The sequence below is a fragment of the Paraburkholderia humisilvae genome, assembly GCF_902859855.1.
GTDB lineage: Bacteria > Pseudomonadota > Gammaproteobacteria > Burkholderiales > Burkholderiaceae > Paraburkholderia > Paraburkholderia humisilvae.
The window spans coordinates 16353-31732 of the sequence record NZ_CADIKH010000025.1 but is presented as its reverse complement, the minus strand read 5'-3'; the positions used below and the strand labels follow the sequence as shown (position 1 = coordinate 31732).

Annotated in this window: 16 protein-coding genes; 9 read left to right on the top strand and 7 right to left on the bottom strand. The window is 65.2% G+C overall.

Going from position 1 to position 15380, the window contains the following annotated elements; genetic code table 11:
• Positions 1–9 precede the first annotated feature (9 nt).
• Together HV796_RS24360 and HV796_RS24355 are read left to right on the top strand one after the other, a co-directional pair.
• Positions 10–258, top strand: coding sequence for a hypothetical protein (locus tag HV796_RS24360; protein ID WP_175229066.1), 249 nt, complete (start codon positions 10–12; stop codon positions 256–258).
• A gap of 152 nt (positions 259–410) precedes the next feature.
• Complete coding sequence (locus HV796_RS24355) at positions 411–851, top strand: hypothetical protein (protein ID WP_175229065.1); 441 nt, start codon at positions 411–413, stop codon at positions 849–851.
• Between the two features lie 154 nt (positions 852–1005).
• On the opposite strand, the gene HV796_RS24350 is transcribed toward HV796_RS24355, so the two are convergent.
• The 3 genes from HV796_RS24350 to HV796_RS24340 form a co-directional block, all read right to left on the bottom strand.
• Positions 1006–1419, bottom strand: a complete 414-nt coding sequence (locus HV796_RS24350) for a DUF3331 domain-containing protein (RefSeq protein ID WP_175229064.1) — start codon at positions 1417–1419, stop codon at positions 1006–1008.
• Positions 1420–1678: 259 nt separating this feature from the next.
• A complete protein-coding gene (locus HV796_RS24345; protein WP_175229063.1) occupies positions 1679–2665 on the bottom strand; it encodes a helix-turn-helix transcriptional regulator in 987 nt (328 codons plus the stop codon).
• A gap of 279 nt (positions 2666–2944) precedes the next feature.
• The gene (locus HV796_RS24340) at positions 2945–5467 is read right to left on the bottom strand and encodes a sensor histidine kinase (protein WP_246356019.1); all 2523 of its coding nucleotides are present in this window, start codon (positions 5465–5467) and stop codon (positions 2945–2947) included.
• A 210-nt stretch (positions 5468–5677) separates the two neighbouring features.
• Here HV796_RS24340 and HV796_RS24335 point away from each other — a divergent pair, with 210 nt between their 5' ends.
• Together HV796_RS24335 and HV796_RS24330 are read left to right on the top strand one after the other, a co-directional pair.
• Positions 5678–6367 carry a response regulator transcription factor gene (locus HV796_RS24335; RefSeq protein ID WP_175229062.1) on the top strand — a complete coding sequence of 230 codons (690 nt, stop codon included), beginning with the start codon at positions 5678–5680 and terminating at the stop codon, positions 6365–6367.
• Between the two features lie 131 nt (positions 6368–6498).
• The gene (locus HV796_RS24330; protein WP_175229061.1) at positions 6499–6900 is read left to right on the top strand and encodes a response regulator transcription factor; all 402 of its coding nucleotides are present in this window, start codon (positions 6499–6501) and stop codon (positions 6898–6900) included.
• A 142-nt stretch (positions 6901–7042) separates the two neighbouring features.
• On the opposite strand, the gene HV796_RS24325 is transcribed toward HV796_RS24330, so the two are convergent.
• Positions 7043–7543: a hypothetical protein gene (locus HV796_RS24325; protein ID WP_175229060.1), complete on the bottom strand. Its 501-nt coding sequence runs from the start codon at positions 7541–7543 to the stop codon at positions 7043–7045.
• 518 nt (positions 7544–8061) lie between these two features.
• Between HV796_RS24325 and HV796_RS24320 the strand changes: the two genes are divergently transcribed.
• Together HV796_RS24320 and HV796_RS24315 are read left to right on the top strand one after the other, a co-directional pair.
• Positions 8062–8952: a LysR family transcriptional regulator gene (locus HV796_RS24320; protein WP_175229059.1), complete on the top strand. Its 891-nt coding sequence runs from the start codon at positions 8062–8064 to the stop codon at positions 8950–8952.
• 201 nt (positions 8953–9153) lie between these two features.
• Positions 9154–10137, top strand: a complete 984-nt coding sequence (locus HV796_RS24315; RefSeq protein ID WP_175229058.1) for an LLM class oxidoreductase — start codon at positions 9154–9156, stop codon at positions 10135–10137.
• On the opposite strand, the gene HV796_RS24310 is transcribed toward HV796_RS24315, so the two are convergent.
• Both HV796_RS24310 and HV796_RS24305 read right to left on the bottom strand, forming a co-directional pair.
• Positions 10134–10769, bottom strand: a complete 636-nt coding sequence (locus HV796_RS24310; RefSeq protein WP_246356018.1) for a cupin — start codon at positions 10767–10769, stop codon at positions 10134–10136. The genes HV796_RS24315 and HV796_RS24310 overlap by 4 nt on opposite strands.
• Positions 10770–10988: 219 nt before the next feature.
• Entirely contained in the window at positions 10989–11135 is a 147-nt protein-coding gene (locus HV796_RS24305; RefSeq protein ID WP_175229057.1) for a hypothetical protein, read from the bottom strand.
• A 35-nt stretch (positions 11136–11170) separates the two neighbouring features.
• On the opposite strand from HV796_RS24305, the gene HV796_RS24300 reads away from it, so the two are divergent.
• Both HV796_RS24300 and HV796_RS24295 read left to right on the top strand, forming a co-directional pair.
• The gene (locus HV796_RS24300) at positions 11171–12436 is read left to right on the top strand and encodes a M20 family metallo-hydrolase (protein WP_175229056.1); all 1266 of its coding nucleotides are present in this window, start codon (positions 11171–11173) and stop codon (positions 12434–12436) included.
• Positions 12437–12479: 43 nt separating this feature from the next.
• Complete coding sequence (locus HV796_RS24295; RefSeq protein WP_175229055.1) at positions 12480–13193, top strand: DUF1989 domain-containing protein; 714 nt, start codon at positions 12480–12482, stop codon at positions 13191–13193.
• Between the two features lie 18 nt (positions 13194–13211).
• On the opposite strand, the gene HV796_RS24290 is transcribed toward HV796_RS24295, so the two are convergent.
• Positions 13212–13739: a MarR family winged helix-turn-helix transcriptional regulator gene (locus HV796_RS24290; protein WP_175229054.1), complete on the bottom strand. Its 528-nt coding sequence runs from the start codon at positions 13737–13739 to the stop codon at positions 13212–13214.
• 359 nt (positions 13740–14098) lie between these two features.
• Between HV796_RS24290 and HV796_RS24285 the strand changes: the two genes are divergently transcribed.
• Positions 14099–15361 carry an amidohydrolase/deacetylase family metallohydrolase gene (locus HV796_RS24285; protein WP_175229053.1) on the top strand — a complete coding sequence of 421 codons (1263 nt, stop codon included), beginning with the start codon at positions 14099–14101 and terminating at the stop codon, positions 15359–15361.
• Positions 15362–15380 lie beyond the last annotated feature (19 nt).

The window sequence follows — 15380 nt, the reverse complement described above, 5'->3', positions numbered from 1 at the left end:
GAGGCTGTGATGAACACGCGCGAGACGTCCCTGCATCGGCTCGTCGACAAGTGGCTTGCACCGGCGACAGTGCTGCACGTGCGTGTCGTGCGTTCCGGCCGCATGCCCGCGCAACGCGCGCGTTTCGTGTTTATCGAGGCGGCAACGCCCACCGGCACGCGCGGCATGTTTTTCTTCCGTCATCAGGACTGTTGCTGGCGGGTGTTCCCGCCGCATATCGCGCGGCCTTCACTGACTGTCTATCCGCTCGCCGCGTGAACGACGCGTGTGGCCAGCCACCGGTGCGAATTTCAAAGCGAACGTGCAGCACCGGAAGACTCGAATGGACAACCGGTCAATACTGAACACCACGCCGCGAACTGCGCGGCGCATCTGTTTCTGTTCGAGCGCAGCCCCGCAGGAAAAGGACCATGAACACACGCCGTTTCGCATTGTTACGTCACGGGCTCGTCGTCAGCACGGCGGGCTGCCTGTCGATCGGGGTGTATCTCGGCATGCCATCCGGTTTTGTCGATACATTCAACAAGGTCGGCGCGGATACTGAATTGCCGCTCGAAACACTCGCGCTCGATCAAGTGAAAGTGGACGAGGAAGTCATGGCTTCGACGCGCCGCAAAACAGGTACGCACGGCGTCGTGCGCGAGACCTTGGGCGTAGACCCGCTGATTCGCCCCACCCTACTGCTGCCATTGCGGCCGCCGCGCAGCCGGGCTCAAGGTCCGGCCCATCATCAGGCCGTCCGGGAATCGGGAGCCGCGTCGACGGCGCGCTCAAGCGCCCACGACGCGCAGGACCGCAAGCCCGGCGTCGTACGTTCGATCCGCTTCGATGACTTCAAGCACTGGACCTGAGCTTTCGAGGCTGCGCTCGAGCGTGCGCAACGCAAACGCCGATGCGCGCATCGACGCGCGCACTGGCGGTAACCGTTAATAACCCATTAAAACCTGGCCGTTGGAACCGCACACGCCGGTTCGCACGCCGGCGTTGTCTGTGCCGATGCGCCGATCAAAGCCAGCAGCCTGGCGGCGGTGCGGGCATCGCGGCATTGACCGCGCTCGCAAGCATCATCGCCTGCGCGTTAGTCGGCATCAGTTTCGCGGCACGCGGCCGGAAAATCGGGTCGCCATACGAAATCGGCTGGCCGCTCAACGCGCATACGCCGTCGCGCCGCGCAATCGCCACCACCCACGGTTGATCGGGGTAGCAGCACGACGTCGGATCGCTCCAGCTGACCGTCAGCAGACGCTCGCCGACCCGTTCGACGAGCCGCGCGGTGCCGGTGCATGACGCGGCCGACGGCGCGCGCGCCGCGCAGGACTTCAACCGGCGCGGCCGCGGCAAACCGGTCGCACCGTGCGACAGCGACGACAACAGGTTCAAGGTTTGGGACCAAGGATCACAACGAGCAACGTCTGACATTTTCCAGGCTCCTGGCGGCTGCCGCGATGAAACGGCGCGGCCGTGTCATAGGCCATCACAGCGACGGCCAGCCGCGATGCGGCTGGCGTCAAGGCGCCGATGGCCATGCGCAGCGCACCGGCAACGAGTGCGCCGGCTCGAATCGAGCACGCGCACAGGACGGGATTCCCGACGCAGCGAGGCTGCACGCGCCGCACGCGCGGCATGCGCCGCTGGACCGAGCGCGCCGCAGCGCGCCCGGTCCAGCCAACGCAATACGTCACGCGTCGGCATACTGCGTGTCCCTCCAGCGCTTCGGCGTCGCACCGACCATCCGCTTGAACACCGTCGTGAAGTGCGCCTGCGAGCGGAATCCCGCAAGTTGCGCGGCGTCGAGCAGCGAGTACTCTTCATCGGCAAGCAGTTGTTGCGCGCATTCGATACGCCGCCGCAGCAGATACTCATGCGGCCGCAGCCCGGTCGCCGCGCGGAATTGCGCGGCGAAGTGCATGCGCGTGAGACCTGCGGCGTTCGCCACGTCTTCAAGACCGATCGCGTCGCACAGGTGCGCGTCGATGAACTCGACGGCACGCTTCAAGCGCCATTTGGGCAGTGCGGACTTGCGCAGCATCGGCGCAGCGCCGTTGAGCGGCACACGCGAACGCAGTTCGAGCAGGCGGCTTACCAGCGCGAGATTGATACTGTCGACGTACATCTGGCCGAACGACGTGAACGCTTCGTCGGCCAGCAACAGCGCCTGGCCGAGCCGCTCGACGCACGGATCGTGGCTCACCCGCGGGTCGTCGACCAGCACGCTCGTGCCCGCGTCGTCGCCGGACGCTTCGCGCTGACAGGCATCGAGCACGGCCTGCGGCACGTACAGGTGCAGCACGTCACACGACGCATGAAACACCGCGCGCGCCGAATGACCGGGTCCGGTCACCTGGAACATGCCGGGCATCACACGGCCTTCGAACGTCACGCGGCCGTCATGCAGGAACGTGATGTCGGTCGAGCGCAGGTTCACGCCGACCGTGTACATGTCCGCCGGCGTGGTCGCCGACAGCTCCCTGGAGGGTGCGCTGCCGCCGATGCCCGTCACGCTCCAGCGAGACAGCGCGAGACCTGAGGTTGTGCAGGATGCCGGTTGAACGCCGGCCCTCGCCGCATCGGCCGGCGCCGGCAGCCGCCACGCATCCTCACTACGGATGCAGGATTTCAGGGAATCCGCCAACCGGCCGCCGGCGGGCAACGAAGATGCTTCCATGATCCACGCTCCTGGTATCTCCAACGATCGAATGCCTGGCGCAAAGCGATTCGCTTCGCCGCTGTATGGTTCAAAGGTAGTGGAGAAAAGCGTGGCGCTCTATCGTACAAAGGTTCCTTGCATCGGTGTATACGTGTCATCGACCTATACTTTGGTGCCATCCACCGCAACTGAAAGACCATGGCACCCACACGCCGTACTCATCTGAGGATGATTCGCGCGGTTTCGAAGCGGGTTGTGCAGTTATCCCTGGAATAATCCGCGCGGGCGCGCTCGCCGTCAGCGCTGCGCATGCCCCATTACCACCGCTGCCTGCTCTTCGCGTGTGGAATTCGGGAGCACGAAACTCATGGTGGTGCCGCGGCCCGGCTCCGAGTAAGCATGAATCTTGCCGCCATGCGACTCGACAATCGACCGGCAGATCGACAAGCCCATGCCCATGCCTTCGGCGCGGGTCGTGAAGAACGGCTGGAAGAGCCGTTGCAGGTCGGCTTCGGCGATGCCGGGCCCGCTGTCCTCGACGTCGACCCGCGCGCCGTCGTCGCGTGAGAATGACGAACGCACGATGAGACGGCGCGGCTGGCCGGCCATCGCGGCCATCGCCTGGATCGCGTTGATCATCAGATTGATCACAACCTGCTGCAACTGTACGCGGTCCCCGACGATCGTCAGTCCTGCTTGCGTCAGTTGCAGATCGAGCTCGACGGCATGCACGCCGATTTCACGCTGGATCAGCAATGCTGATTCATCGATCAATGCGTTGAGGTCGAACGGCGCACGATTCGGCGCGCTCTTCTTCGCGAGTGAGCGAATCCGCTGCACGATGCCGCCCGCGCGCTGAGCGTCGCGCAGCATGTTGTTCAGCGCCTCACGTACTTCGTGCAACTGCGGTTCGTCGCGGTTGAGCCAGCGCATGCCTGCGTCGCCGTTGGTCATGATCGCGGCGATCGGCTGACTCACTTCGTGCGCGATTGACGCGGACAGCTCGCCGAGCATCGTCACGCGCGTGACATGCGCGAGCTCCGCGAGCGAGCGATGCAACGCGTCCTGCACGTTGCGCGCTTCGGTGACGTCCATCAGCGCGCCGCGAAATTCGCTCGCCTGCTCGTCGACCTCGACCGCATGGGCGACCAGATGCACCTGTTTGACCTCGCCGCCTGGCATCAGCAAACGGAATTCCGCTTCGATGTCGCGCTCGTCGCCGGCCGCCGTCGCGCCGGCCGCCTTCATCAGCAACGACACGCGCGCGTGATCGTCGGGATGCACGCGCGCGAGCATCCCGCGCAGCGACGGATCGACCGTGCACGGATAACCGAAGATCCGGTATGCCTGCTTCGACCAGAACATGTCGAAACGCGGCACCGAGAAGCCGATGCTGCCGGTCTCGCTCAGCGCCTCCGCTTCGGCGAGAAACGACTCGCTGCGCGCGAGCGCCTCGGCTGCGCGCTTGCGCTCTTCGATGTCCACCGTCACGCCGTACCAGCGCACGATCCGGCCGTCGTCGTCGGTGAGCGGCGCCGCGCGCAGCAGCACCCAGCGATAAGTGCCGTCGCCGCTGCGCATCCGCGACTCGTTCTCGAACGACGTGCCGGTCACGAGCGCGTGGCTCCAGTCATGCCGCATCTGCGGCAAATCGTCGGGATGCACGAGCCTGGGCCAGTTCTCGCCGATCTGCTCGAGCGGCATACCGAGCTCCGACCAGCGCTCATTGACGAACACCGGCCGGCCATCCGCCGACGATACCCACACCATCGCGGGAATCGCGTCGATCGCCGCGTGAATCTCCTGTTGTTTGCGCTGGATCTCGAGCTCCATCCGCCTGCGCTGCGTGATGTCGTTATTGGTGACGAGCACCGCAAGCGGCTGGCCCCGCGCATCGCGCTGCAGCGTCCAGCGGCTCGCGACGATCAACTCCCGGTCGTCATGGCATGTCTGTGTAAGTTCGCCTTCCCAGCGGCCGGTGCGCAACAGTTCCGCTAGCACGTCGGCAAGCGGGCGCGGAAACTTCGTGTGCACGACTTCGTGCGCAGACCGGCCGATCGCTTCTTCGGCGGACACACCGTACAGCGCGTGCGCGCCGCTGTTCCAGAAGCGGATGCGGCGCTTCATGTCGTACACGACCAGCGCATCGCGCGTCAGATCGAGCAGCGTGACCTGCGCACGCAGCACATTCGTGGCCGCAATATTCTTCAACGTCAGAAAGCCCGAGATGCCGATCGCCGCGAGACTCACGAGGCAGCGACCGACTGGCGCCATCATCGAGGCGTCGCCGTGCGACATCGCGAACGCGATCACCGTCAGCGACATCAGCGCGCAGCAGACGGCCAGCATCGAACGCCGCGAGCAGATCGGCGCGACGATCAGGACGACAACCACATACATCACAGCAATCGCGATATCGATGGTCGTCAGCGCGTCGACCACGAAGATCGCGAGGGCGATCGCGCTCGCAATGGCGATTCGCGACAGCTTCTTGCGCGGCGAATCGTGCACGGCCGTCGAACTGCCCAGACCCGCGCCGTCTGGCAGCACGCGCGCGGCGGGCGCGCTGATCGGGCGCGCGGCACGCGACGAAGCGGCGCGCTTGGCCGTCGATGCCGGATGACCCGTCGCCGAAGATGCGGCAGTACGGCGAGCGGCGCCGGACGCAGCCGTGGCAGTGGTCGGAGCAATGTTCCGGGTGAGGTCGGGGATAACGTCGGAGGTAAGGCCGGAGGCAACACGCGGATCCACTTCGGGACCCACGGCGGGGTCAACAGGCGGATCATTCACAGCAGCGCGGCGGCCGTTCAGATCAGACATATTTCGGCGCCTCCAGAATTGTCAGCCGCACCCGGCGCGCGATGTCCGCTGGCGGGATACGCGCGACGATCAGACATGCGAAGATATTGCACCAACCCGATTTTTCAATGCCTGTATCTTCCCTGCAACGCGCGGTCCGGGCCGCAGGCACGGTGTGCGCGTCGCACCGGCGCCCGCGCAGCCACGGCGCCGGAACACGGAAATCTGATTATGGCCCAACTTCCGCACGCAACCGCCAAGGCCGGCGCACCCCGCGATGGCAGCGGCACGCCCGCGGTGGAGCACGACCCGGTCGTCTTCGTCGTCGATGACGACGACGCCTTCCGCGGTGCGCTGACGAACCTGCTGCGCTCGGTCGGCATGCGCGTCGAAGCCTTCGCTTCCGCTCAGAGCCTGCTCACCGCGACCTGGCCCGACGCGCCCGCGTGCATCGTGCTCGATGTGCGCCTGAAAGCGGACAGCGGGCTCACGGTGCAGAACGATCTGGCGCGCGCAGGCGTCGAGTTGCCGATCATCTTCATCACCGGCTTCGGCGATATCCCGATGACCGTGCAGGCGATGAAAGCCGGCGCGGTCGACTTCCTCACCAAACCATTCCGCGACCAGGACCTGCTCGATGCGGTCACACGCGCGGTCAGCAACGATCGCGTGCGGCGCGCGTCGCAGCGATCGTTGACTGAACTGAAGCTGCGTTTTCAGTCATTGTCAGCGCGCGAACAGCAGGTGATGACACTCGTCGCGAAGGGCCTGCTCAACAAACAGATCGCAGCCGAGCTGGGTTTAAGCGAAATCACCGTGAAAGTTCACCGCGGCCAGGCGATGAGGAAGATGGGCGCGCGCACGCTGGCGGATCTGCTGCACCAGGCCGTGCTGTTGAAAATTCGCGAAGAGCACGCATGATGCGCGGCGTCGCGCACAGCCCGCGGTGCGGCGCTGTTATACCTACATATAGTTGTGAAGTGGGACGCCTCCGGTAACCTGTGATGGCCTGTTGCGACAGCAGCAGCTTTACTTTGTAATCCAGGTTCGCAATGCCGAGTTTGCATCCTTCCCAGGTGGTGTCGATCATCGACGACGACGACTCCGTCCGTCTTGCCACCGCCAATCTCCTTCGCTCCTTCGGCGTGCAAAGCCGCACCTTCATGTCGGTAGAAGCGTTTCTCGAATCGGAATGCGTCGATCACACCGCGTGCGTCATTTCAGACATGCAGATGCCGGGCATGAGCGGCATCGACCTGCAGACCGCACTGCGCGAGCGACGCTTACCGATTCCGATGGTGTTCATGACGGCGTTTCCCGACCACGAGTTGCGCAGCGTCGCCGAAGCGAATGGCGCAACCTGCTTTCTGACGAAGCCGGTCGACGGCGAAACGATTCTCGCGTGTATCGACCGTGCGATCAACCGTAAGCATTGCGGCGATCAATCGACCTGAACGCAACGGGTTCAGCTGCGACGCGACACGTGCCGCATTTGAGCCCTATACATTGGTATAGACGCATCGTATTCGCGGCACGGCGAACGTTTTCAGGCGATACCGCATGGCCAACGGCGGCGCCTTACGTCGCCATCACACGCTATACACAACGTGACGGTTTCAATGCGGCGAGATACACGATCGCCTGCTGGCGATCGAAATGCTCGAACGTGAGACCCAGCCCCGCCAGCAGCAGCATGCCAACCGCGACGCCTTGCCAGGTCGGCGCCATCGTCACGAGCAGCAGCATCACCGCGACGCACGCGACACCCGCCAACGCGACGTGATAGTAGCGATAGCGATCGATCACGCGCTCCATGCGCGCCGCTTCCCGCGCGACCGAAAAGCTGCTGCGCACGTGGATCATCGCATTGGCGTGCGGCGCCTCGCGCGCCGCAAGCACCACGCTCAGGCTGCCGCCGGTGACGGCCATCGCCAGCAGCACGACCGACAGGCCGCGCACGAATGCATCGCCGCGCCACATCAACAATAGCGCGGTAATAAACATCAGTGCCCCAAGGATGGAACCGATCGTGGCGGCACACCGTTGCGCGTGAAAATACGCGTGTATCGCGGCGTCGAGTGTTTCATAGGTAGGCATTATCGTGCTCCGTTATGCGGACCGCCGCGACGCGTGCGAGCGCAGGTCGCCTATTCATGTCCATCGTTGAAATATTCTGGACGGTGCGCAGCCCTTGCCTGGAATGGCGGACGCGTCCGTTTATTGCTCTCATGGGCGATACCGCGCGTGGCGCATGTGCGGACGCGGGCATGTCATGTCGCCACTATCCTGAAACGACACGACAGTTAGCCTAAATATGCATTCGATGTGCAACACGGACGCCACGCAGTGCTGCATCCGGATTGCTTCGGCCAACGTCTGCTTCGATCTGCCGATCTATTCATGCCACCTCCATTTCATTCTGGTTTTCTGCGCATGATCGACGCGTCGCGCACCGTCGCAACGCGCACATACGAACAGGCTTCCAGGAGACCGAACGATTGCTGTAGCTTCGCATACGAATCAAACCATCGAAGTCCGCAGCAAGACGTTGCGGGCATTGCCACACAGCGAGTCGAGTAGACTTAGGCATTTCAATCGTAAGCAACGCCGACGCAGTGGACCGAACCCGTGCCCTTACGCTCTTTCTCGCCGTCGTGCGCGCGGGCAGCTTCAGCCGCGCCGCGGTCGAAGCCGGCCTCACGCCGCAAGCGATGAGCAAGGCGGTACGCCAGCTCGAAGCGCATCTGAACGTGCGCCTGCTGCACCGGACCACACGCAAGCTCAGCGTGACCGACGAAGGCGCGCGGCTTTTCGAGCTTGCCGACCCGGGCATGCGGATGCTCGACGATGCGGTCGATCAGGTGCACGCCAGCCGCGAAGCGGCAGGTGGCACCGTGCGCGTGGTCGCGCCGCCATCGCTTGGCGGCAAGCTGCTGGTGCCGCTGATTCGCGACTATCAGCAGTTGCACCCGTCCGCGCGCTTCGACGTCCTGCTCGACGATCGCTTTACCGATCTGGTCGAGGCGCGCGTCGACGTCGGTTTCCGGATCGGCACATCGGCCGAACGCAGTGTTGTCGCGCGCAAGTTGCGCGACGTGCGGCTCGTGATTTGCGCGGCGCCCGCGTACATCGAAGAACACGGCAGGCCGGCATCGCTTGCGCAGTTGCTCAAGCACCGCTGTACCGGCTTTCGCCATCCCAACACCGGAAAGACGATGCCGTGGGAATTGCAGAAAGGCAACGAGATCGTCTATCAGGAGGTGCCCGCGGTCGCGACCTTCAACGATGTGGCGACCGAAGTCGAAGCCGTGCGCAGCGGCATCGGCATCGGCCAGCTCGCGACGTACATGATTCAGCGGGACCTCGACGAGGGCGCGCTGATCCCGCTGCTGCCGCAACTGTCGACCGCGCGCCTGAGCGTGTTCATGTACTACCCGCAGCGCACGCAGATGCCATCGCGCGTGCGGCGCTTCGTCGACTTCGTGATCGAAGCGAGCCGCCAGTAACGCGGTCCGATACCGCCGGCGGCAAAGTCGCGTCGCCACGCGTGCGCGGCGTTGCGCCGTCGCGCGACAAAGCAAGGTGATAACATCGATTCCTCCCGGGCCACACGCGGCGATGTCGGGCACGCACCACGCGCCACCGTGTATCCGTGCGCGCCGCATCAGGCGCGACCCTCTTCCGCCCTGCCCTGATCGAAGAATCCGATGCCCGCTCAAGCAGACGACCTCGCCGGCGCGCCCGGCAACCGTTCATCCGCCGAACCGATCGAAGCGCGCGTATTCCGCGCGGGGCACCTTTCGATTGGACTGAATCTACCGTTGCTACCGGCCGGACAAATCGTCGCGGACTTCAACGAACAGATCGCGCTTGCGCAACGCGCCGACGCACTCGGCTTTCGCGCATTGTGGGTACGCGACGTGCCGCTGAACAGCGCGGACTATCCGGACCCGGTCGGCCATCTGGACCCATGGGTGCTGCTCGGCGCGCTTGCCTCGCATACCACGCGGATTGCGCTCGTGAGCGGCGCAATCGTGCTGACGCTGCGGCATCCGTTGCATATCGCCAAGGGCGCGATTTCCGTGCAAACCTTGTCGCACGGCCGCTTTATTCTCGGCCTGGGCTCCGGCGACCGGCCGCCCGAATACGCGGCATTCGGCGCAAACGGCGACGAGCGCCGTGAACTGTATCGCCGCCATTGGGAGACCGTGGCGGCCGCGCTCGGGCCGGCACCGCGCGTAATTCCGGACACAGTGTCCGAACACGCGCCCGCGTTCGCGCTGCTGCCGCAGCCGCCGCGCCCGGTGCCGATGCTTGCGGTCGGCTCAGGCGGACAGAGCGTCGACTGGATCGCGCGCCATGCGATCGGCTGGATGACCTACCATCGCGAACCCGATGCGCAACAGGCGCGACACAGCATGTGGCGCGCTGCCGTCGAACGGGCGGCGCCGGGCGCGTTTCGCGCATTCGGCGCGGCGTTGCGGCTCGAACTGAGCGACGACCCGGACGAGCCCGCCACGCCGGTCGCGCTCGGCTATCGCACCGGCCGCAACGCGCTTGTCGCGCTGCTACGCGCGGTGCGTGAGCACGGCACGCATCATGTGTCGCTGAATCTGCCGTCGTCGCCGCGCGCGCCACGCGAGGTAATCGAAGAACTCGCCGAATACGTGCTGCCTGAATTTCATCGCTAGGCCGCGCGCCACAACCGCGCGAGCGGACCCTCACGGCCCGACAGCGGGTCCGACGCCGGAAACACGACCTGTTGCATCGCCTGCCATTGCGCAGCGGACAAACCGACACGGCTGATACCGATATCCTCGTCGGGCGGATACGCGCCGACCACCAGGAAATCCGCGCTTGCCTCGAGCTTGCAATGACCGGTGCCCGCGGGCAGCACGACCACATCTCCGGCATTCACCGTCACCTCGCGGCCGATCGGCGCCGGGCCACCGAGCACGAGCCGCGCACGGCCCCCTGCGAAGCCGAGCACCTCGTGCGTGGCCGGATGGAAATGATGGAAGTCGTAAATGCCGTTGCGCCAGACCGGCGGCCAGCCGTTGCGCGCGAACGCGTGCTCGAACAACGCGGCCGGGTCGCTACCGGACAGCTGCACCGCGGAACGGTACACGAGGACCGGCAAGCGCGGGTTATTCGGAATCCAGCCATTGGGCTCGAAGCTAAGCGTTTCCGGCTGGACCGGATGCACGGAAGCGGTCTCGCCGGGTGGGTCGCCTGCCGGGCGACTGACTGCGGCCGGTGCGACCGGCAACAGGGCGCCGGCGGCCAGCGCGGCACTCATGCGCCGGCGCTTCGTATTCGTCATCGCAACTCTCCATGGTCGGATCGGGATGGTTCAGCTTAGGTGAAAAAAATCGAGGCCATCTGTGACGGCTGTCACCCGTGTCACGACAAACGCAATGAGGCGGTCACCCTCGCGCACGCCGCGCATGCCGACGCACGCAGGCAAGCTCACATCGGCGGGGCAATGCCTGCACGCGGCTTACGAATGCGGTGCATCGATCATCATGCGCCCCGGCATGCATCATGCTTCCAGCATCACCTCGTGCGCGACGCGCACATCGTGCCCTCCCTTCACCATCCTTGAATCGGCGTCCGATTCGCGATCGACACCATGTCTAACACGCGTTACGCGCAATTCCCGTTTCGCTTCGTGCAGCGGATCAAACACGCCATGCGCCGCCGGCGCACCGATACCCGACCATCATGACCCACTCTTACGACACGACAAGCGCATTACGCGCAGCGGAACACGTCGACCCCGCGCGCCTGCTGGACTCGATCGATGCGCTCGCAACGATCGGCGCGCGCGCCGACGGCGGCGTCGACCGCCCCGCGCTATCGGCGCTCGACATCGACGCCCGCCGCGGCCTGATCGAACGCGCGCAGGCGCTCGGCTGCACGGTCTCGACCGATGCGTGCGCGAACCTGTTCTTCCGTCGCCCCGGCAATGAAGATTTGCCGCCCGTGATGACCGGCAGCCACATCGACACACAACCGACCGGTGGCCGGCTCGACGGCGCGTACGGCGTGCTGGCCGGCTTCGAATGCCTCGCCGCGCTCGCGGATGCGGGCGTGCGCACGCGCCGGCCGCTCGAAGTGGCGATCTGGACCAACGAGGAAGGCTCGCGGTTCCAGCCGGGCGCGATGGGCTCGAGCAGCTTCGTCGACCCGGCGCGTCTGGCCGGCTACCGCTCGGTGCGCGATGCGGCAGGCGTCACGTTCGGCGCGACGCTTGATGCGCATCGCGCTGCGTTCCCGTCGCTCGACACCCGCGCATCGGGCGCCGTGCATGCATTCATTGAACTGCATATCGAACAGGGGCCGCTGCTCGAACTGGCCGATACGCCGCTTGGCGTCGTGACCGGCATTCAGGGCGTGCGCTGGCATTCGATCCGCTGTACCGGCGCAGCCGCGCACGCGGGCACGACGCCGATGCGGGTACGCCGCGACGCGATGACGCTCGCGGTCCACGTACGCGGCGCAATCGAAACGTTCGCGCTGGAGCTCGGCGGCGACGCGGCGCGCATTACGTTCGGCAGCTGGCGCGTCGAGCCGAACTCGATCAACACGATTCCGTCGGCGGTTACCTTCACGGTCGACTTTCGTCACCCGGACCCTGCGGTGCTCGCGAGCTTCGACGCGGCGCTCGCGGACTGTATCGCACAGCACCGCACCGACGTGCATCTGGAGCCGCTCTTTGAACACCCGCCGGTGCATTTCGCCGAATCCGCGATCGAGCGCGTGCGCGCCGCGTGCGTCGCCCTGGGCGCGCGCTCGCAACCCATCGTCTCCGGCGCATTTCACGACGCACTGCATCTCGCGAAGCACTGCCCGACCGCGATGATCTTTGTGCCAAGCCGCGGCGGCATCAGTCACAACCCGCTCGAAGCAACCGACGATGTTCATCTCGTGTCAGGCACACGCGCACTCGCGCACTGTCTTGTCGAACTGTGCAATGAAGCACGCTGAAACCCACCTCTCACACAACGCCACCTGAACCACGGAACCCGCCATGAACGAAACGACCCTTTTCACCACCGAGACCCACCCGCATACGCACGACGACAACGGCAGCGCACTCGGCGAAAACGCGACACTGCACGAGCCGATTTCACCTGACGGCACACCCGAGCCCGGCCGCACCTACACTGTCCCCGCGCGCTGCGGCCGCGCGGTGCGCGTGAAGGCCGGGCAGACGATCCGCGTCGCGAACCCGCATGGCACGCAGGTCTGCGATACGTGGATCTTCAACGCCGTGCATCTGAGCGAATTCCTGTCGTTCGAGCACACGCGCGCCTATATCGACCGGGTGATTCCGCGGCCCGGCGATCCGCTCGTGACGAACCAGCGCCGTCCGATCGCCGAGCTCACGGCCGACACGTCACCCGGCGTGCACGACACGCTGATCGCCGCCTGCGACCTGTACCGCTACCGCAACCTCGGCGTCGCCGGCTATCACGACAACTGCGCGGACAATATGCGACTGGCGCTCAAGGCGATCGGTCTGCGCGCCCGCGAAGTGCCGCAGCCGTTCAACCTGTGGATGAACATTCCGGTGAAGCCCGACCATTCGATCGAATGGCTGCCGCCGGTGTCGAAGGCCGGCGACTATGTCGACATCAAGGCGGCGATGGATTGCGTCGTGGTGTTCTCCGCATGCCCGCAGGACATCGTGCCGATCAATGCGCTGAATCCGCTCGAAGTGGAATTCACCGTGCTCGCGTAAACACGAAGTAGCGTCGCGTCAATCCTGCGGCAAGCGGAACGGCACGACGCTATTCGCGTTGTTCGCTTCGACGAGCCTGATCAGTTGCAGCATGAACAGATCGCGTTCGGTCGGCGGCAGATGCTCGATCGTGCGGTCATGCGCGCGCTGCACCGCAGGCGCCATCCTGGCGACGAGCCGCTTGCCCTGCCGCGTCAGCTTGACGAGCTTCACGCGCCGGTCATAGTCGGCCTGGCGGCGTTCTATCAGCCCGCGTCCTTCGAGGCGCGGCATCACTTCCGCGACACTCGAACGCTCCAGGCCAATTTCGATCGCGAGTGAATTCTGATCAATTTCGCCGAGCGCATCGAGCGCCGTCAACAAGCTGTATTGCACCGGCGTGACATCGAACTCCGCGGTTTCCTCGGCAAACAGAAAGCCGTGAATCTGGTGCATGCGGCGAATCAGAAAGCCCGGACGGCTAAAGAGCGGCGAGCGCGCCTGCCACGCGCGCAATTCTTCGCTTACCGAACGGGTCGCGGCATCATCGTTAATCATGGTGGACATCGGTCTCTTTCCCTGGCGAACGCGCAGCCGCGCCATGCCATCAGTGCAAGTCTGAACGGACTGCATTCTATCGAATCCGGGCGTGCGAACCCATAACCGGGGTACACCACGCAATTCACCAAAACCATGCGCGACGCCTTGATCCGGTGCGCCGCCGCACCACGCACGCGTGGCTGCAGTACATTGCGACGCGCCGACCGACCTCGATGCAAATGCCATGCACGCGCGCGCCAACCCCACCCGCTTACGGCTTCGCACACAGCCCGCGCCGATGCATCGGCCTGTGCATCGGCAACCGGCACGGTATTTGCGGTACACCACGCATTTTTCCCACTCCAGCCACCGAGCCCGTTATCCCCATGACTCAGGTTCTACTGAAAGGCGGCCGTGTCATCGACCCCGCAGCCGGCCTCGATGCAACCCTCGACATTCTCGTCGATGAGGCGCGCATCGCCGCGATCGGCCCCGACCTCGCCGCCACCGCGCCGATCGCCGAAATCGTCGACTGCAAGGACAAGCTTGTGCTGCCGGGCCTGATCGATACGCACGCGCACGTCTATCAATACGTGACCGGCCGCTTCGGGCTGAACCCGGACCTATGCGGCGTACGTTCCGGCGTGACCACGCTGGTTGACCAGGGCGGTCCGAGCTGCATCACGATTCCGGGATTCCGCCATTTCATCGCCGCGCCGTCGAAGACGCGCGTGCTCGCGTTCATCTCCGCGTACATTGTCGGCGGGCTCGAAGGTCACTACTACCCCGACCTCTATCGGCCCGAATGTCTCGATGCCGCCGCGACCGTCAAGGCCGCGCAAGCGAACAGCGACCTTGTGAAAGGCGTGAAGGCGCATGCCGAAATTGGTGGCTTCGCACGCTGGGGCCTCGACGTGATGAAGATCGCGTCGCAGATCGGCCGCGACGCACGGCTGCCCGTCTACATTCACTTCGGCCAGCTGTGGCCGAAACCGGAGCACGGCGGCCTGCCGGTCAATCCGGACTCGATCTTCAACCAGGTGGTCGAAACACTGAAACCCGGCGATATCCTCGCGCATCCGTTCAGCCGCCATCCGGGCGGCTTCGTCGAAGAGAACGGCAGGCTGCACCCGCTGGTGCCGGAAGCAATCGCGCGCGGGTTAAAGGTCGACGTCGGCCACGGCTCGCATTTCAGCTTCAAAACCGCCCGCATCGTGCTCGACGCGGGCGTCGTGCCGGACACGCTCGGCGCGGACATGCACGGCTACAACACGCACCTGCCCGCGCCGGCCGGCACGCCCGACAGCCACCCGGACGAAGAGCACTCGTTCCTCGGCCGCACGCAATTCAGCCTTGTCAGCGCGATGACGAGCATGCTCGCACTCGGCCTGCCGCTCGATCAGGTGGTGCGGATGGTCACGTCGAACGCGGCGCGGATGATCGGCATGGAAGGCGAACTCGGCACGCTGAAAGTGGGCGGGGTCGCGGACATCAGCGTGCTCGACGACCGGCGCGGCCGCTGGGTGCTCGAGGACAACGAAGGCACGCAGATCGTCACGGACCGGATGCTCACGCCGGTGCTATGCGTGCGCGACGGCGTGCGCTACGACGCGAACTCGCCGAGCCTGCCGCTCGCGCGGGCCGCCTGAGTGTCCGACCCAACACCCC